Source organism: Mucilaginibacter glaciei, assembly GCF_014773245.1.
Classification (GTDB): Bacteria; Bacteroidota; Bacteroidia; order Sphingobacteriales; family Sphingobacteriaceae; genus Mucilaginibacter; species Mucilaginibacter glaciei.
Window position 1 is genome coordinate 185,695 of the sequence record NZ_JACWMX010000001.1, and the last position, 17,528, is coordinate 203,222.

Annotated in this window: 15 protein-coding genes; 9 read left to right on the forward strand and 6 right to left on the reverse strand. The window is 41.7% G+C overall.

The window, feature by feature from the left end; translation table 11 throughout:
* Nucleotide 1: 1 nt before the first annotated feature.
* Nucleotides 2-352, reverse strand: a complete 351-nt coding sequence (locus IDJ76_RS00860) for a hypothetical protein (protein ID WP_191159762.1) — start codon at nucleotides 350-352, stop codon at nucleotides 2-4.
* 110 nt (nucleotides 353-462) lie between these two features.
* On the reverse strand, nucleotides 463-1,521 hold the full coding sequence (locus tag IDJ76_RS00865) for a nucleoid-associated protein (protein ID WP_191159764.1): 1,059 nt from the start codon (nucleotides 1,519-1,521) through the stop codon (nucleotides 463-465).
* A 59-nt stretch (nucleotides 1,522-1,580) separates the two neighbouring features.
* Between IDJ76_RS00865 and mnmE the strand changes: the two genes are divergently transcribed.
* Nucleotides 1,581-2,951 carry a tRNA uridine-5-carboxymethylaminomethyl(34) synthesis GTPase MnmE gene (mnmE, locus tag IDJ76_RS00870; RefSeq protein WP_191159766.1) on the forward strand — a complete coding sequence of 457 codons (1,371 nt, stop codon included), beginning with the start codon at nucleotides 1,581-1,583 and terminating at the stop codon, nucleotides 2,949-2,951.
* Between the two features lie 38 nt (nucleotides 2,952-2,989).
* Here the strand turns inward: mnmE and IDJ76_RS00875 are convergent, their stop codons facing one another.
* Both IDJ76_RS00875 and IDJ76_RS00880 read right to left on the reverse strand, forming a co-directional pair.
* A complete protein-coding gene (locus IDJ76_RS00875) occupies nucleotides 2,990-4,090 on the reverse strand; it encodes a hypothetical protein (RefSeq protein ID WP_224746148.1) in 1,101 nt (366 codons plus the stop codon).
* A 62-nt stretch (nucleotides 4,091-4,152) separates the two neighbouring features.
* On the reverse strand, nucleotides 4,153-5,046 hold the full coding sequence (locus IDJ76_RS00880) for a TssN family type VI secretion system protein (RefSeq protein ID WP_191159770.1): 894 nt from the start codon (nucleotides 5,044-5,046) through the stop codon (nucleotides 4,153-4,155).
* A 115-nt stretch (nucleotides 5,047-5,161) separates the two neighbouring features.
* On the opposite strand from IDJ76_RS00880, the gene IDJ76_RS00885 reads away from it, so the two are divergent.
* Complete coding sequence (locus IDJ76_RS00885; RefSeq protein ID WP_191159772.1) at nucleotides 5,162-6,100, forward strand: type VI secretion system baseplate subunit TssG; 939 nt, start codon at nucleotides 5,162-5,164, stop codon at nucleotides 6,098-6,100.
* Here IDJ76_RS00885 and IDJ76_RS00890 read toward each other — a convergent pair.
* Entirely contained in the window at nucleotides 6,097-7,947 is a 1,851-nt protein-coding gene (locus IDJ76_RS00890; protein WP_191159774.1) for a type VI secretion system baseplate subunit TssF, read from the reverse strand. The genes IDJ76_RS00885 and IDJ76_RS00890 overlap by 4 nt on opposite strands.
* Before the next feature lie 7 nt (nucleotides 7,948-7,954).
* Nucleotides 7,955-8,389, reverse strand: coding sequence for a GPW/gp25 family protein (locus IDJ76_RS00895; RefSeq protein ID WP_191159777.1), 435 nt, complete (start codon nucleotides 8,387-8,389; stop codon nucleotides 7,955-7,957).
* Between the two features lie 205 nt (nucleotides 8,390-8,594).
* Between IDJ76_RS00895 and IDJ76_RS00900 the strand changes: the two genes are divergently transcribed.
* The 7 genes from IDJ76_RS00900 to IDJ76_RS00930 all read left to right on the forward strand — a co-directional run bounded on the left by IDJ76_RS00900 (nucleotide 8,595) and on the right by IDJ76_RS00930 (nucleotide 17,453).
* A complete protein-coding gene (locus tag IDJ76_RS00900) occupies nucleotides 8,595-9,113 on the forward strand; it encodes a type VI secretion system TssO (protein WP_191159779.1) in 519 nt (172 codons plus the stop codon).
* 5 nt (nucleotides 9,114-9,118) lie between these two features.
* Nucleotides 9,119-9,610, forward strand: coding sequence for a type VI secretion system TssO (tssO, locus tag IDJ76_RS00905; RefSeq protein ID WP_191159780.1), 492 nt, complete (start codon nucleotides 9,119-9,121; stop codon nucleotides 9,608-9,610).
* Nucleotides 9,611-9,646: 36 nt separating this feature from the next.
* Entirely contained in the window at nucleotides 9,647-10,609 is a 963-nt protein-coding gene (locus IDJ76_RS00910) for a PKD domain-containing protein (protein ID WP_191159782.1), read from the forward strand.
* A gap of 19 nt (nucleotides 10,610-10,628) precedes the next feature.
* The gene (tssR, locus tag IDJ76_RS00915; RefSeq protein ID WP_191159784.1) at nucleotides 10,629-12,995 is read left to right on the forward strand and encodes a type VI secretion system protein TssR domain-containing protein; all 2,367 of its coding nucleotides are present in this window, start codon (nucleotides 10,629-10,631) and stop codon (nucleotides 12,993-12,995) included.
* A gap of 13 nt (nucleotides 12,996-13,008) precedes the next feature.
* Nucleotides 13,009-15,486 (forward strand): ATP-dependent Clp protease ATP-binding subunit, encoded by a 2,478-nt coding sequence (locus IDJ76_RS00920; RefSeq protein WP_191159786.1) that lies wholly within the window; start codon nucleotides 13,009-13,011, stop codon nucleotides 15,484-15,486.
* 97 nt (nucleotides 15,487-15,583) lie between these two features.
* Complete coding sequence (locus IDJ76_RS00925) at nucleotides 15,584-16,024, forward strand: type VI secretion system contractile sheath small subunit (RefSeq protein WP_191159788.1); 441 nt, start codon at nucleotides 15,584-15,586, stop codon at nucleotides 16,022-16,024.
* A 40-nt stretch (nucleotides 16,025-16,064) separates the two neighbouring features.
* Nucleotides 16,065-17,453: a DUF5458 family protein gene (locus IDJ76_RS00930; protein ID WP_191159790.1), complete on the forward strand. Its 1,389-nt coding sequence runs from the start codon at nucleotides 16,065-16,067 to the stop codon at nucleotides 17,451-17,453.
* Nucleotides 17,454-17,528 lie beyond the last annotated feature (75 nt).

The following is a 17,528-nucleotide window of genomic DNA, read 5'->3' on the forward strand; positions in this document are numbered from 1 at the left end:
TTTAAACAGTTGGTTGTAAGTAACAATCGGGAGGGGGGGTAGTGATGGTAGAGAAGTGGGAGGAACAGTAGTTATTTTGATACGCCGTAACGTGGGCAATATCGGTATAAAACCGTTTATGATCTAATTGATTATCGACCGAGTTGACAAACTCCTTTTCGGTATAGTTATTTATCTCTGCTTTCTTTTCGGCGTTGTTATCTGTTGACTGTGATGCTAAAGCAGAGACTTTAATCGTTGCCCTTAAATGCGAAACTAAGGGTGAAACTATTTTATATCCTATTAAAAGGATCAAAATTATTCCCGAAGCAATACGGAGATAAGAATATTTGTTAAATATAGCTGCGGTCACGTGTAAATAACAATTAGTAGATTGTTATGTGTAGATACGTACTTACGCGGAATAAAGTTTTTTAAATAGCTATAATTGATGTTTTAACAAACTCTTTTTTAGAGTACGTGCTACGCCTCTTCTTTAAAATAAACCTTATAATAGTTCATAGATTTATCGTCATCAAAGCCTTTTTCTATCAGTTTATTATCGCCGTGAATATAAATGTGGAAATTCTTATCGAGCTTTAAAACGCTTTTATAAACACGGGCTTGTTTTTTGACCGCGTTTTCTGAGATCTCGAAAGTGTTGCCTATCGGGCTGTCAAATTCTTCTTCGTACTGGTTCTTGAATGTTTTGAAAGATGCGATAGCTTCCGGATTACTAATCACCTCTTCACTAAATTCATCCAGGTCAAAGGTGTCTTTTTCTTTAAAATATTTCATCGACCGGTTCAGCAGGTCAATTTTATCGGCTTTGCTCATATCAAACGCATCGTCCAGTTTTTGAGTAACGAAGTTTTTGTAGATGCCTAAAGTATTACTGGTTTGGTTAAAGCTGTCATTACGGATCTTCAATTGCAGGAATTCATCCTTCCAGTAAACGGCCGCGTCTTGCCCACCGGTAACTTTATCAATCACAACTACTTTATAGCCATTTTCCTTTTCGATATTAAAAATAAGCACCCCTTTATCCAGTTTATTAATATTGATGGCATCCTGCTCATAGTCCACCGCAAAGCCACCAGCGTCCGGATAAACTTTTAGGTATGTCTCTTTATTTTCAGATTTGAAAATGCCAATTGCGTCCAGTGGGTTGCCTTCTATCTGAACTTTGTTAAAGTAAACCACATATAATTCGCCGCCCTTAATGTTAGGGTGGGTGCTTACTTTGTACAAATGTTTGGCTATCTGCTCGCTCATTTCATGAAAGCGCGTTTGATCCTCAAAAACCTTAGTGGCATAATTATGTAATTCATTCAGCGCTAAATCGCCGCTGCTGTGCATCAGGTGGTAAACTTCATTTGCTTTCTCAAAAGGCTTTAAAAAGTACTGCATCAGCAAATTGGGAATGATTTCATCCTTCAACTCCAGTGGTTTGTTTGAAAGGGCGTATAATTCGTCTTGCGACTGGTTGCCTACATGATGTACAGAAATAGTATCGAGCGAAGCTTCAAAAAAAGTTACCATAGTGTGGCGAAATTAAAACTTTTAGTTCATAGTAATTTGCGACTTTTGCACATCGTAACATGGCAAATAAAGAAGAAACTATAGTAGCGCTTGCTACACCAAACGGAACGGGAGCAATAGGGGTGATCAGGCTTTCGGGGCCCGATGCCATTATCATTGCTAACGACGTTTTTAAAGGAAAAGATCTTACCAAACAGGCATCCCATACGTTACATTACGGTAGTATTACTGATGGAGATTTTGTGCTTGACGAGGTTGTCGCTTCCCTATTTGTGGCCCCGCGTTCTTACACCCGCGAGAATGTAGTAGAGGTTTCGTGTCATGGATCAAGTTATATCATCGAATCGATCATAAAGCTATTTATAAAAAACGGTGCACGGGCGGCTAAACCCGGCGAGTTCACCTTGAGGGCTTTCTTGAATGGTCAGCTCGACCTCTCGCAAGCGGAAGCCGTTGCTGATTTGATTGCCTCTAACTCAAAAGCGTCTCAACAGGTGGCACTACAACAATTGCGTGGCGGGTTCAGTAACCAACTGCAACAATTGCGCGATCAGCTGGTGCAATTTGCATCATTAATAGAATTAGAGCTTGATTTTGCAGAAGAGGATGTAGAGTTTGCCAACCGCGATCAGCTGAAAAAATTGATCCACCAGATCATCAAGATCATCGGCAGCCTGATACAGTCGTTTGAATTGGGCAACGCTATCAAAAATGGTGTAAATACGGTTATTGCCGGCAGGCCAAATGCCGGGAAATCTACCTTGCTAAACGCCCTGTTAAATGAAGAACGTGCCATTGTAAGCCATATTCCCGGTACTACGCGTGACACAATTGAAGAGGTGCTCAACATAAAAGGGATCAACTTCCGGTTAATAGATACGGCCGGCATCCGAGAAGCAACCGATGCCATTGAGCAAGTAGGCGTGCAGCGTACGATGGAAAAAATCAGCCAGACGGCCTTGTTGTTGTACGTTTTCGATTTAAATGAACTGTCACCTGCCGATCTTGCAGCCGACATTTCCCAATTGGTAAAGCCAGGTATCCCGGCAATTATCGTTGCTAACAAAGCAGACCTGGTATATGGCAACCGGTCGTTGGACATGCGGCTTCCCGATGGAGTTGAGCTGATAATGATATCAGCTAAAGAAAAGCAGCAGATTGAAGAACTAAAGCAAATTATCTACAACTCTGCAGTAAAAGATCAGCTTACCGGACACGAAACACTGGTGACCAATATCCGCCACCTGGAGGCGCTTCAAAAAACAGAAGAAGCCTTGTTGAGGGTACTTGATGGAATAGGCAGCGTAACCTCCGATTTCCTTTCTATGGATATCAAACAAGCACTACATTATCTCGGGGAAATAACCGGCGCTGTAACTACCGACGATTTGCTCGAGAATATCTTTAGCAAGTTCTGTATCGGTAAGTAACTTATCTTTTATATTCTTTTAAACCTGTTAAGAAAGCTTTAATCAAGCAATGTCCAGGTACGTTTAGATTGTACTGTTTGAACAATTTGCTGCTCGGCAACCACAATGTTTTCTTTACGTTGGCCAATGTATTCAAGTGTGCTCAATTTATTCCACAAAGCAATGATAACCCTTAAAAATTCATCAACAGTTGTCATTGATGAGCGGATATCATGATGATTATAAACTACTTCTATTAACCTGGCCAAAAGCTCTTCAAAGTTTCCGGGGGTTACATCTTTCCACTCATAAAAATATTTAAGCAGTTCTTCGCGCTCGGTACCTGCTATACTTTTAACCGTACTGAAAAATATATGCGCCATCTCTGAAAAATAGCCTACCAACACCAACGGCGATTGCTGAAAAGCGACATTACGATAGGAAAAGTAAATTCGCGCAATATAATCAAGCATTTTATCGCATAGTAACTTAACGTTTCGGCCTATTGGGGATATGGTATCTTTCGAGGTGATCTTGTCAATAATCCGGAACGACAAAAGTTGAAATTCATTCAGCTGGTTGCTGAAGGTTTCATAATATCTTACCAAATCCGGATGGCTTAATATTGCTGCGCAGGGGGGGATATAATCGGTTACTAAATTTATGCCCGATGCGCTTCTGTTAAGTTTTCCAACTTCAAGGTAATGGTTGTTTTTGGCACTTATCTGAGCAGCTGATAATATCGTGATGCCATAAAAGCTATCTACCTCAGGGTACCTTACCGGGGTTTCATCAGCATCCGCTTTGCCAACTGCCACACGTTCATGCGGGTTAACAGTCAGTATGATAAAAAACGTTTCAACTGCATCTGTAGGCGCATCCTGGTTAAAATAGTGGTTGAAATCCAATTCCTGACCGAGCATCCCCGGTGAAATATGGATGCGGTAACCTTCGGACGTAATAGCATTACACTGCCGTATTTTTACCTGTACATGGTTTGATGCCCTTTCGGTTATTTGAATATCAAGCGATGTATTCTCGCCATTAAAGGGGGCAAGTAACCCAAAATTATTGCTGTTAAGCATGATGGAGTTGCTGTCTCGTACAACATCCTGAATAAAGTTATCTGTTTGCACAAAATGCCCGCTGGAAATCTTCATTCCATCAACCCAATTAACGGCTCTATATTTTGGTGGTATATACATAATTTACTTGTTTTGGATTATAAATAAACGGCCTTATCGCCCGCACGATCAGGTTCGGCTACGACTTCCGATACGCGTTTTGCAAATATGGCATAGGTTTCTGTTATGCTGTTCTGCTCGATATCCAAATCGGGATCTATAAAATGCCGTTGTTTAAAAAACGATGGTTTGATGTAAAAGATCCATTTATAACTATCATTTTTACCGTGCTGGTATTGAATAGGGTTATCGGGAAATTTTAAATTATAGTCGTCTATAAACTTTTGAAACCAGAGGCCAAAATTCATGTTGCGCGGAGCCTTTGCTTTTACCTTCAGTGGTTCGGCATCATCAGTGTTTTTGTAGAGATTTACCTCTAAAACCAATAACCGGTTAAAATCAAGGTGTTCCATACTAATATCGGCAGGTACAATCGGGTATTGCCAAACTTTGTAAATCTCAAGCGGGATGTTCAAAAATGCGATATAAGTCCACCAGAATAATACAGGGAGTAAAAAAACAAATACTGATGTTGATGCCCATAAACCATAATGCAGGTTATTTAGCCAATCAAATCCAAGCTTAAATAAAAATATCCCCAGGAGGCATGATATAAGGCTGCATATAAAAAAGAATCCACGCCGTTCAAGTAATTCACTTTCATAATAAATGCCCGCCATCCAAACAAATAAGATGCCTGCTGTTAGGTAGTATAGCTGGCAAATAATGTATCCCCATGGCATAAATTGCATATCCAGAAAGCCAAGCAGGCCTGGTAAGCCCAACACCATGCTTGTAAGTAAAAGTATTACAATAAGTTTTTTGTTATTTAATAGTTTATTCTTTTTGTTGATGATGGTCATGATCGCTGTAGCGATCACAAAAATTACCGGGAAAAGGAGGTAACGGATAAAAAAGGATTTAACGTCCATAAAAGTTATAGGTTCGGTATCAAAAATCAGTTCTAAAAATAAAAATGAACTTTGTCTAATCAATTACCATTAATTGGGGTTATTGTTTTATAAAGCAACAGAAAATCAGCTAAAAATGATAATAAAGCAGGCAAACCAACTCGATACAGATTATAAGGCCGTAACCATTGCTGCCGAACTTATTGAGCAGGGCCTTGTGAGTGCCGACGGTATTATCATCTTACCTGTAGGCCCCCAGCAGCGCGCCTATGCAAAGGAGATTAATGAGGTTGTAAATTATACCTCTGTTTACCGAAACCGCGAAATGCTGGCCATACGTATTAACAGGGAAGGGATATACGATATGTTACCCGAAGGGTTGTTTCACCAACCGCCTGCTTCAAGCGTGATGATCACAGAGCAGGCGATGATCAAAGACATCAACATCCGCCGCGAAGAAGAAAAGCAAGCACGGGCTTTCTTTGCCCCTTTAGAGGCCGAGTTATATCACATACGCACTATCGTTGAATTGTATGAAAGCCGACTGGACAAAAAGAGCACATATCATGAGCTGGTTAATATATTTTTAAAGGAATGGGACGAGTTTAGATGCTTCAACAACGAGCAAATGGTGATATTGATGCATGTGTTGCCTGTGATACATGAGCAGCGCAATAATCTTTCATTTATTAGCGATATACTGAGCATCATGTTTAAAGTTGATATTGATCTGCAATACCGGTTAAGCATCAACAATACACCATCTAAAGAAGTGCGGGAATTAGAAACCAAACTCGGTACGGGAGTACTGGGTGTTAATTTTATTGCGGGTTTGGTTAGCGAGCAGGAAGAGGAGTTGGTTATTAATATTGGCCCGCTTACCGCCAGCCAAATGCTATCGTTTTTACCGGGTACACAGTCTGCCGGGGCGCTCGATGTGTTGCTATCTTATTTTATTCCCTTATCAACCACTGTTAATACCAATTATTTGGTTGGCCCCGATAACCAGAAAATGGTTTTAGGCTTTGGCGACGACAATGCCTGCCTTGGCTTTACAACTTACCTTGGCCATTAATTGGCGCTTACAAACAGCCTGTAGTTTGCATTCATCACACTGCGGCTGGTCAGTTTTGATTTGAGCAGCGTAAGCAACGTATCCCAATCATCTGCAGCCAGTTGTAAATTAGCCGCAGGCTCTAAAAAAATATCAACTGTTTTTTTGAAACCTTCTTTTGGGTTGGCCGATACCATGATGCCTTTTCCAATTTTTACATTAGTGATTTTATTACCTAATTCATAAAAGCAATAGCTTACCAAATCTGCCTGGGTAACAATCCTGTCTTTAGTAGTAAGGCCGTATTTATAAGCTTGTATCCGTTCGGTTGCGCCCAGGCTGTTGCGGCCGCCGAGGGTACCGGTCATGAGGCGCAGGCTGTCGGCTTTTATTTTGATATTTTCAAACTGCACCAGCCGCGATCCGCGGCGGATATGGTTGGCGTTATCTGCAAGTGTTGTCCAGTATTGCAAATATAACATACTTGCTTTTGCACCCGGTTTTACGATAAGGTAATTATTTAACTCACTTCCGGTTTCTGCCAGTTTTGATTTTTTTTCAATCAACGCCAGGTTCTGCTCCAGAGTTTTTAGGATATTATTCAAAAAATCACTGCCATAACTTGCAAACGCGGCTTTTTCATCGCGCAGCAATTCAAAAAGGTATTCAATCAGTTGTTGCGCATTGCGCGGGTCAAAGCGTTCGGCACCACCGTTACGAATAGTATAACTGCCTTCAAAACTTTGGGTTGCCTGCGTGTAAGGGATCTCACTGTAATACACGCTCCGATCATCGTATAGTTCTTTCACTGATAAAAAGTGGTCATTAGCCGATACCTTTATCGGGATAATATTATTTACCTCTCTCAACCTATACTTTTGTTCGTGCCGCCTTCTGTTTACTACCGGGAAACAATTTAAGGATACTTGCAACTCATCTAACACCGCAGCCGATATGGCAGCAGGGAATGTTAGTTTTAACCAAACACAAGGTTTAAGCTGCGAAAGCTCGTTTGCATTGAACTGCGCAGCAAATTCTTCGGGAAAGGCTTGCTTATGGTTACTGATATCAATCAGCGATGCATCTGTTAACGATATAAACCGGGTGGTATAGTAATCGTTAATATCGCGGGTTATCAGGTTAATTACATTTTGCTCGTAAAAAACGGGTCTGATACCCTGTTCTGTGTCTTCCTTATAAATTAGGCCAGCTTGCGTTTGTAACTCAGTATTACCAATGTAAAGCTTTACAACAGATAATAGCTGATAAAAATCATTATTGGCCGTGTATTCCGGCCATTCAAAAAACAGGGTAAGGTTTTGTAAATTGTTTAGAGCGGGGGCGCAGTCAATGCCCAACCACAGGGTGCCCGGCTCATTATTCAGATTAGACCGGGCGGTTAAAACGGTGTTTTTATGCATCGCCTCGTCGTTTTCATAAACGTTGCGGCCGCTGGCTGTATAGTGGATGGTGGCGTTAAAAAGTTCCAACTCGCCCGCCGGTGAAAAAAATACCTGTAGTTCTTCCGCCTTAGAATTTTCTTTAGTTGCCGGCCTTTTGTAAATAAAGTGGTTATTAATGTTAACGGTTTCTTTAGCTTCAATTGGTTGGGCTTTTAAAACGGCGTGTGCCGGCAAAGCCGATGTTAAATAATCTGAAGCCAGAATACGCGATATTTTGCTGAGTACCCGGTTTTCGAGGTTTTTTACATCGTTAGATACATTAAAAAGTTCGGTACTTAACGCTTCAATCAAAAGCTTAACCATGGGGTCAATATCATTAATATTGGTTGTGCCCCAGTAATCCATGGCGTTACGCAGCATGCGTGTACGGATATCCTCTTTACTGTTAAAAAAAATGGTATTCATATATGGCTTAGGCTGATAAAGGACTTAGATATAACGAGGTAGAGAAAGTATAGTTTTCGCCGGTTTGCTGCATTTTTCCGCTTACCACTATTTCAACCCTTTTTTTTATTTCGCTCACGTTTCTAAGCGGGTAAAATTTGTTAACTTCTTTAATGCGCACATCAAGCTGTACATCATAAATACGCTGTTCATATTGTTTAATGGAGCGTAAAAGTGACTGCCTTAGCTTTTCTTCCCACATACTTTCGCTTATGATCAGTTCAAAATCAAGGTCCCAAATCTCACAACCGAAGTCGGGCTTATAACGATGCTCACCGTACCGGGTAAAAATTATCAGCTCGATATATTGTGAAATAGAGGCCCCAACGTCTTGCTTTTCAAGGTCTTGACCCTGAAATATCTGGCTAAGGCGAAAAGGTTTTTTGTAGAGCGGGCTTGCCATACTTTGCGTAAATGTGTAACTGTGAGTTTATTTTGTACTAACTGTAAACAAAAGTTTTCTTAAATAGTTGTATAAACATTCGTGTAGGTTGAAAAGTTGTGGATTTAGAGATGGATTTGCAACTCGTCCGGGAGGTATGTTTTTTAGTTAACTGCCGGATGGTGCTGGGTGATGTGATACTTAAACCGTTTATTGATACTTATTAATGAAGCCAGTTAACAATAATGATCTCCGCCGATCCTACGTCAACTTTGTATTATATTTTATCACAGTTGTCGCGTTCTCTATTCTCATTGTATTCTTTTTCTTTTTTACTACCAACCATGAAGTTGTGCTGCTTAACCAACGGGTAAAAGAGTCCGATAAAATGATAGCGGTACGTAACGATATCAACAATAACTTTGACCTTATTTTGCAGCGTATGCAGCAACTATCGCAGTTCACCAAAATGAATTCCGAAGAGCTGAACAACCAAAGCTTATTGCTTAATGATATACAGGAAGCAAACCTTAAGATCCAGGGAAAATTACAGGAAAATTCAACCGGTTTAAAAAGCTTTGAGCTTTATAAAAAACTGAGCGACAACATATCTGTCGCAGCAAATATTAAAGATTCTTTATTTACCACCCGTTTCCAAATAGAGAGCCTGCGCTCGCAACTGGCGGCTTGTAACAAAACAAACACAAGTGCTGTTAACAGGATTAAGGGACGATTTGGCCGCTAAAAGTTATGATGAAATTTAGTATAAAAGAAAAGCGCGAGAAGTTTTTATTCTTTATGGCCCTGTTCCTGTTCACAGCCGGGGTGTTGTGTACGGCCATATTTTATAACTATCAGGACGGTAGCAATATATCTAAAGAAGAGTTTGCTAAACGGATAACCGAAGAAGACCGCTTTGAAGGGATGGTTGCCGAGGCTATGCCCGCGGTTGATACCACCTATTCGCGGATTGTGAAGTTTAACCCCGATGTGCAGGCACTGTTTTTAGAAAATGATATTAAAAACTCGATAACCGCCATACGCTCTTACTATAACAGCAGGCCGTATGATACGCGTTACAAATGTTTTATATACGCGTCAAAAATACCTGAGAGCCTTTTTTACGATAAGCGTGAACTGAGGGGCAATTATGGCGATATAAGGCGTATAAGTAAATTATTAGACGATTGTAAACTTTCAACACGGCAATTGCAGCAAAACATGAGCGCTGCAGGTCACTAAAATTAATCCGATCCTAAACATAAACCACCTCAACCAATGCAAGAAGATCACAACAGCGGCCGGCCGGTTAATACCAACAGGCAAAATTACATTTTCCTATACATTGTAGTCAGTATCTTGCTATTAGCCGGGCTGATTTTCCTATTCAAAAGTTCGCTTTTTGACAAACGCAACGTAAACGCTAAAATTTTAAAGGATGAAATTGCTATCAATGAAGACCTCGTTTATTCAGATAACACCGAGAATGCCAAAAGCTGGCTTTGGGAGTTTGGTAACGGCGACCGTTCTGATAAGCAAAATGGCGCATATCGGTTCAAAAAAACAGGGGCATATATTGTAAGGCTAACCGTAGATGGTAAGCTGCAACAGCAATTCCCTATTAATATCAAAGATACCGTTGCACAATTGTTAAAAGATACCCTGCTTACGGTAAACGGCCCAACCCAGGGTATCGTTAACGAAGAGGTACGGCTCGAAGCGCAAGGCAATGCCCGCATTTATGAATGGTCGTTCGGCGAAACCGGGCGCGTTGACATCAAGGGGCCAACAGCACTTTATACCTATCATAACCCGGGCACTTATTTTGTAAGGCTTAATGCCGACAATGGCAGCCGCCCGGTTTTTCATAAGATCCGCATTACCAATCCCGATTCGACCGTGAATGCCATTGTGGCGCCGGGCGAAGGTGAGCGTAAAGTAATAGACGATATCCGGGCGCACTTGCAAGCTATTGCCAATGGTGCCGACTTTAACTCGCAATACTATTATTTGGTAAACAAATATTTTTGCGGTGATGAAAAGGTTACGGTTAACCTTGAATCTAACGGCGACAATAAGCAAACCGATTTTTACTCGTACTGTATGCGCCTCACCTTTGGCGGCGGGGTAAGTATCGATGAAGCGCAGGTTACACTTAAGCCAAAATCCACTTGTTCAAGTTTACTTACCGTTAAACAGCATTCATCCACCGCAAACGCCGCAGCTAAGCCTTCAAAATAATTAGTCTACCCTTATTATCATGAAAAACATACTATACGTTTTAACCATATTTACAACGCTGGCTGCCACAGCGCAGTCGCCGGTGTCGTTCAGTAAAAAAGTACAAACGCTTCCCGTCGCGTTCGAAAAACCCAATAGCCGTACAAATATTCGTGACAATGGTAAAAAATCATCCTTGCCATGGATCGTATTCTCTGACCGTGCCGAGAATTATACCTACACCGCACCAGGCGGATCGTTGGTGATGAAGAAAATAGCATTTATGCAGCCCTTTTATGTAAGCCAGGTACAAAACGGCTATGTTAAACTTATAAAATACGAGCCCGGTATAGTACAGGGGCGCAAGCTAACCAATAAAAAAGCCGCCCAAAGCTATGGCTGGGTGAGCCTCGATAAAATGCTGTTATGGCAATCGGCCTATGTAAACCCCGAGAGTGGTTATGCAGAAAAATCTATTACTATCGCGTCGGGCAAGGGGCCGCTTATCATGTCTAAAATCTATTTTGATAAAACAGATTCGCTGTACGTGTACAACTCGCCCGAGTTAGAGCATAAGAAAACTAAGGTAGCTTTACACCAGTTGCTATACATCTACAAAAGATCGGCAGATGGTAAAACAGTTTTGGTTGGGTCAGACGGTCAGTTAATTGCCGATAGCGCATCACATAGTATCTATGGATGGTTGCCTGCTGATGCTGTACACAGTTGGGGAAACCGATTATTTATTGGGTCGGCTAAAGAGAACGGAAATTTTGATTCGGACGATTCTGTTGCAAACGTGATAAATAACGCTATTACTTACAATGGGGCAGCTACCCGATTTGTGTTCGATCCGCTGATAGATCAGGACCAGCCTTTATTGCGCAGCCTCCCGGTTTTGGGCACTAACGGGCAAACAGGCAAACTACAGGTAGGTGTCGCTACTGATGTTTATGATAAATCGCACAACAGCATCATTAACCTTAAAGGCGGGCACCTTACTTACCAGGAATATCTGAGTATCCGCAAAAATACGCATAAGATAAATATCGTTTTCGTGGTAGACGGGGGCAGTTCCATGCGTAACTATTTCTCAGGGTTAACCAATACCATCCAGTCATTTGAAAACACGTTCAATTTATATGATAAAGGCAACCAGTTAAGTTATGCTGCTGTCGTTTACCGCGGCCAAACCAATTGTAATGCAGGCGGTATAGTTGGCGAATCATTTAATACCGATTATCGCCGGATAGTAAAATTTTTAGATAAACAAGCGGCTGTAACATCGTTATGTTTAGCTGCGCCGGATAGCCAGCCGGTTTTTGATGGTTTGCGTTATGCGTTAAGCATGTTTAAAAACCACAAGAATGAAACCAACCTCATCGTACTGATCGGCAGCACGGGCAACGCATCGGCAGATGACCTTACAGATATGTCTTACCAGATGGCTGCTGCCGATGCACGTTTGTTAGCCATACAGCTTTATAGCGATTATAATCCTATTTACAACGATTTTGTGATCCAGTCGCGCAAGTTGGTTTCGCAATCTGCCGTGTTACTGGCCGATAATAAAAAGAAACGTATGGTGATAGGCGAGGGGCTTACCAGTACCCAGCAATACAATGTATCCCTATCAGATACCGTATCTTTTTACCTGGATTATCCAAAACACAGTATTATACAGGGCGCTGTCATCTTCCCGCCAAAGGGTGTGGTTAAAACAAATCAGGCGATGGAGGCAGCGGTTAAACGCTTGATGGCCGAAACCCAACTGGATATTAAAACGCAAACCCATTCTTTAGACAGTGTTTTTAGATTGACCGGGCGCGAGCACAGGTTTGTACAGCAAGTGGTAACATCACAATTTACCGCGCCGGTACCGGATAGTCTGGGTGACGATATGCCGCATAACGCATTCAAATACTTTTTACAGGCTAATTTGCCTGCTAATGTGGTAACTGCAAACAAGGGCCAGCTGCAATACCTGGTGATATTGAATGAAGCCGAGTATAAACAAATGACCGATATATTATCCATGATGATAGGTGAGAATTTGCAGCAGGATGCCGGCAATTACCGGAGCCAGTTGTATAAAAATTATGTCAGCATAGTACGTAATTATATGGGCCTTAAAGATTTCCCAAAATCGGCTATTGGCGATATGCAGATAACTGATTATATCACCAAAACAACAGGGCTTATTGTGCCGGCTAATAAAAGTCTTGGCGGGTTTAAGGTGGAGGATATAAAAGATGAAGGCAAAATGCCGCAGGCACAGTTTGAAGCTTATATCAATTACCTGATCAAATGCCGTAACACCATCAAGCAACAGGCATTGCTGCAACAGCATTTCGTATCTAACGGGCAAATTTACTATTATGTAACCCAGGCAAACTGGAACAACTAATCAGCACGACAAAATGAGTGTAATAAGTTTAAGCGATTCGGTAAAAACAGGGGTAAGGGTTGCACAATCCTTAGCTAAAGAATACCACCATAAAGAATTTGGCCCCGCGCATTTATTAAAGGGGTTAATGCACCAGGAAGTTGGTCTAAGAAATTTCCTGTCATCCATAGATAAAGATGCGGCTTACATTAGCGACTGGGCCGATGTACGGATGGAAGAGTATCCGCAATCTATCACCGTGCCAGATGAAATGCTGGGTAATGATGCCGTTAAGCTAACTTTTGAAGAAGCTGACAATGTACGGGTTAAATTGGGGCTGGATGCTATTACGCCCATATGTGTGCTTATTGCGTTAACAAAGCCTAACGTAGGTTTTGATGCCGGGCAGCTAAAATCATTCCCGATAAAGGAAAAGGAGCTGCTTGATGTATACATACAGGATGAAAACGTACAGCATGCTATAGCGCCACCTGCTAGTAGCGACGTTAACGGTGGCAGCAAATCTACCGGGGCCCTATTCAAATATTGTATAGATCGTACAGACCTGGCCCGCCAGGGAAAGATTGACCCTATAATAGGCCGCGACAGGGAGACCCGTATGATAATGGAAATCTTGAGCCGTCGTACCAAACCCAATGTAATTATCACGGGTGATGCTGGTGTAGGTAAAACTGCTTTGGTTGATGGCTTTGCCCTGGATATTGTAAATAACCAGGTGCCGCAATCTTTATTAAATGTTAGCTTGTTTGAGCTGGATTTGGGATCGCTTATTGCGGGGGCATCTTACAAAGGCGAGATTGAAGACCGGCTTAAAAATATCCTAAAAGAGATTAAGCAGTTTGATAAGGCCATTTTGTTTATAGACGAGATCCACACCTTGTTAGATAACAAAGGCCCGATAGGCGGCGGGGTAGGTAACCTGCTTAAGCCAGAACTTGCCCGTGGCGAGATAACGGTTATTGGTGCGACCACTATTGATGAGTACCGCAAAATAATTGAACCAGAGCAGGCTTTTAGTCGCCGTTTTGAGGTATTGCAGGTGAACGAGCCGGATATTGATACAGCCATAAAAATGCTGGAAAAGCTGGTGCCTTACTATGAAGAACACCACGGCTTAAAGATAAATAACGACGCGGTAAAAGATTGCGTAAGGCTGGCTAAGCGCTATATGAAAGATCGCAGGCTGCCCGATTCTGCCTTTGACCTGATGGACCGTACGATGGCTGCCATAAGGCTTATGAACGATACATCGGATATGACCCTGGCCGAGTTGCAGGAAAAATTTACAGAACTCAAAAGTGCTGAGGTTGAAACCGATAGTAATGTAGCCGATTATAAATGGCTTTACAATTTAATGCAGAACAAAACCAGCGCAGTGCTTTTGGGCAAGCTGGAGGATGAAACACAGGTGAGCGCTTTTGAAACTGCTGATGAGTATATTGAATATTTTGAACATAACCTACCCTTGCTGGAATCATTGGCTAAGGAAAAGACCAGCGAAGTAGATAAGCACGATATTGCAGCTATCATATCTTATAAAACTGGTATTCCTATGGGTAAGATCCAGGCGCAGGAAAAGGAAAGGCTTTTGAATATGGAAGGCTTTTTAAAGAAAAGGGTGGTAGGGCAGGATCAAGCGTTAAAGGCTGTTGCCGATGCGATATTAGAATCTCGTAGCGGCTTAAATAAAAAAGGGCAGCCCATCGGTTCCTTCTTTTTATTAGGTCCAACCGGTACAGGTAAAACAGAGCTTGCCAAATCTATCGCCGACTTTTTGTTTAATGATGAAAAGGCCATGATACGGTTTGATATGTCCGAATTTAAAGAAGAGCACTCCGCGGCTTTACTTTATGGAGCGCCTCCGGGCTATGTAGGTTACGAAGAGGGCGGTTTGCTGGTAAATAAAATAAGGCAGCAGCCATATTCTGTGTTATTGTTTGATGAAATTGAAAAAGCCCATCCATCGGTGTTTGATATCTTTTTACAGATCCTGGACGAAGGGCACCTGCATGACAGGTTGGGTAAGGAAGGCGACTTTTCAAATTCGCTTGTGTTATTTACCTCAAACATTGGCAGCGAATGGCTCCAGGAGCAGTTAAGCCAGGGGCATTTGCCAACATCAAACCAATTGATGGAAGTTATGGGCAAACACTTCAGGCCAGAGTTTTTGGCGCGTTTATCAGAGATCGTTCCGTTTAAACCGATATCTGAAGATAATGTGGTCAGGATCTTCGAAATTCAGCTGAAAAGCCTGGTCGAATCTTTAGAAAAAATGGGCATCAGTTTCGCAATAACCGATGATGCCAAAACTATGCTGGCCATGAACGGATTTACACCTAAGTACGGTGCCCGGCAACTATCGGGCGTTATCCGTAACCAATTGAGGCGGCCAATATCCCGTTACATCATTTCGGGCGAGTTAAAAAAAGGGCAAACCATTAGCGTTGCTAAGAAAGATGATGCGGATGAATTAGATTGGAGTATTAATTAAATGTTAAACGACTAAATAACAACTTGTTTAATAAAACAATTTGTTGCAAAAATACATTATAGTATAAAATTAAAGTAGCTACACTTATCCCAAACCTATGTTTAATTACGAAATTGGAGGAAACGAGACGAAAGTTGACACCTCAGAAGCATTTGGTGAGATATCTCCCAACAAAACATTGTTTATTCAAAAACTAACTGATAACGAGCCCCTACGCCCCGAAAAAGTTGAAGGCTTGAACACAGTTGAAGCCGTTTTTGAGCACTACAAGCCAAACGTAAATATAGCGCTGACCAAGCAAGACGGCTCAACCATATCTGAAAACCTCAAGTTTCAAAACTTGGGCGATTTTAGCGTTAAAAAAGTAGTGCAGCAAAGTGATTATTTGCGAAAGCTTAATATTGAGCGCGAAATGCATATGAACATTATTAAGCAGCTTAAAACTAATAAAACTTTAAAAACCACGCTTGATAACGAAGAAACAAGATCGGCCTTTATCAGCGCGCTTAAAAGCTTTGTTAAAGAGCTTGAACAATAATTGAAGATACATAACCTTAACCAGTTAATATAAAAGTATTATGGCAACACCAAACCAGCAAGCCAGCAACGAAGCATCAGCGGAACAGGGTTTTAAAACAGCAGAAAAAGCGGTTGAAAAAGACCTGAACCTCAATCAAAGTCTCGAAAAATTATCGAGAGTTGGGGGCTTCGATCTGTTGGAAACGACGATAGATGGACTACAAAATTTAAACCCCGAGCGTAAGGCACGTAAACAGATCTTTTTGACAGATGATGAGAAGAAACTGGAACGTGAGGAGCTCAAACAAAAACTTAGCCAATGGATAGAAGCTCTGGAAACAGGAGGCAACGTTGGTGAAATGGTTTCAAACAGCACCGAAAAGCTGCAACTGGCCGAAGAAAACTTGAATTCCAATATCCATGATGCTTTAGAAAGCACCCGCGAACTGGAACAGGCTTACCGTTCTTTACAGTTGTTTTATAAAAACACTGAATCTGACAAGGTAAAAAATGTGGTGATCATGAACGCATCGTTAGATCAGCTGAAGGAGTTGGATAATCCGCGCTTTATTGATTATGTAGGCAACGAATTGAAGCAGAACTACGATAGGTTAGATTTGCGGAAGAATTACTCTATCATGGTTGTGCCCGGTTACCTGGGTTCTAACAAAGTGGTGGAGAAATGGTCAAAGATAGCTTTTGAAAATAAGGTGATGCTGGTAACCGATTTTGCCGATCTGGAACAACCCGACGACGTGATAGATTTGTTTACCTCTGCTAATTTGACCGGTGGGGAGGCCTTCAAATCAAACACGATCATGACCTGTAACTGGATGGTTGGCCGCGGTAAAGTAGCCGAAGTAGGCGAAGAGGATGACCTTTATGTACCGGGTTCGGCAGCCCTGGCAGGTAAAATGTACTACACGTTGATGTCGCAGGTTACAGCAGGTAAAAAACACGGTGCCGTTAATGAGGTTGATGGCGTACGTTTCGACCTGAAGAAAAGTGAGATTTCTCACCTCGAGCGCATCGGTCTGGTACCTATGGTGAACGAATACGGTAAGGTGATGGCGTTTTCTGCTAAAACCTTGTTCAATGGCGATAACATTGGTTTACAAACCTATTCGGTTGTGCGCGTGTTTGACTATATTACTAAGGTGCTGTTCGACTTTTTGAACCGCCGTGCTTTTGAAAACTGGAACTCTAAAACAGAGCAGGATCTGCGTTCACAGATTGTTAAGTTTTTAGATAATATCCAGGGCCCTGATCGGTTGATTGAGCGCTTCAAGATCATTAAATTTGAGCGAGACGAGGTACAGAAGGACAGGATACACCTTGATATTAACATTACCCCGTATTTTCCGGCAAAAAGCTTTGTGGTTAAATTAGATGGCCATAAAGGCGAAGACGCCAGTGCAACCTGGAATACAGAATACAAACAACAATAATATTTACTATAATACTTGTTTTGATGCCCCGCTTTAATAAAGCGGGGCATTTTAATTTAATGTTACCTTAAGTTT

Excerpts from the sequence above, each read along its gene's own strand:
- IDJ76_RS00865 (WP_191159764.1), bottom strand. The coding sequence starts at position 1,521 with ATGGTAACTTTTTTTGAAGCTTCGCTCGATACTATTTCTGTACATCAT.
- mnmE (WP_191159766.1), top strand. The coding sequence starts at position 1,581 with ATGGCAAATAAAGAAGAAACTATAGTAGCGCTTGCTACACCAAACGGA.
- IDJ76_RS00875 (WP_224746148.1), bottom strand. The coding sequence starts at position 4,090 with ATGAAGATTTCCAGCGGGCATTTTGTGCAAACAGATAACTTTATTCAG.
- IDJ76_RS00880 (WP_191159770.1), bottom strand. The coding sequence starts at position 5,046 with ATGGACGTTAAATCCTTTTTTATCCGTTACCTCCTTTTCCCGGTAATT.
- IDJ76_RS00885 (WP_191159772.1), top strand. The coding sequence starts at position 5,162 with ATGATAATAAAGCAGGCAAACCAACTCGATACAGATTATAAGGCCGTA.
- IDJ76_RS00890 (WP_191159774.1), bottom strand. The coding sequence starts at position 7,947 with ATGAATACCATTTTTTTTAACAGTAAAGAGGATATCCGTACACGCATG.
- IDJ76_RS00895 (WP_191159777.1), bottom strand. The coding sequence starts at position 8,389 with ATGGCAAGCCCGCTCTACAAAAAACCTTTTCGCCTTAGCCAGATATTT.
- IDJ76_RS00900 (WP_191159779.1), top strand. The coding sequence starts at position 8,595 with ATGAAGCCAGTTAACAATAATGATCTCCGCCGATCCTACGTCAACTTT.
- tssO (WP_191159780.1), top strand. The coding sequence starts at position 9,119 with ATGATGAAATTTAGTATAAAAGAAAAGCGCGAGAAGTTTTTATTCTTT.
- IDJ76_RS00910 (WP_191159782.1), top strand. The coding sequence starts at position 9,647 with ATGCAAGAAGATCACAACAGCGGCCGGCCGGTTAATACCAACAGGCAA.
- tssR (WP_191159784.1), top strand. The coding sequence starts at position 10,629 with ATGAAAAACATACTATACGTTTTAACCATATTTACAACGCTGGCTGCC.
- IDJ76_RS00920 (WP_191159786.1), top strand. The coding sequence starts at position 13,009 with ATGAGTGTAATAAGTTTAAGCGATTCGGTAAAAACAGGGGTAAGGGTT.
- IDJ76_RS00925 (WP_191159788.1), top strand. The coding sequence starts at position 15,584 with ATGTTTAATTACGAAATTGGAGGAAACGAGACGAAAGTTGACACCTCA.
- IDJ76_RS00930 (WP_191159790.1), top strand. The coding sequence starts at position 16,065 with ATGGCAACACCAAACCAGCAAGCCAGCAACGAAGCATCAGCGGAACAG.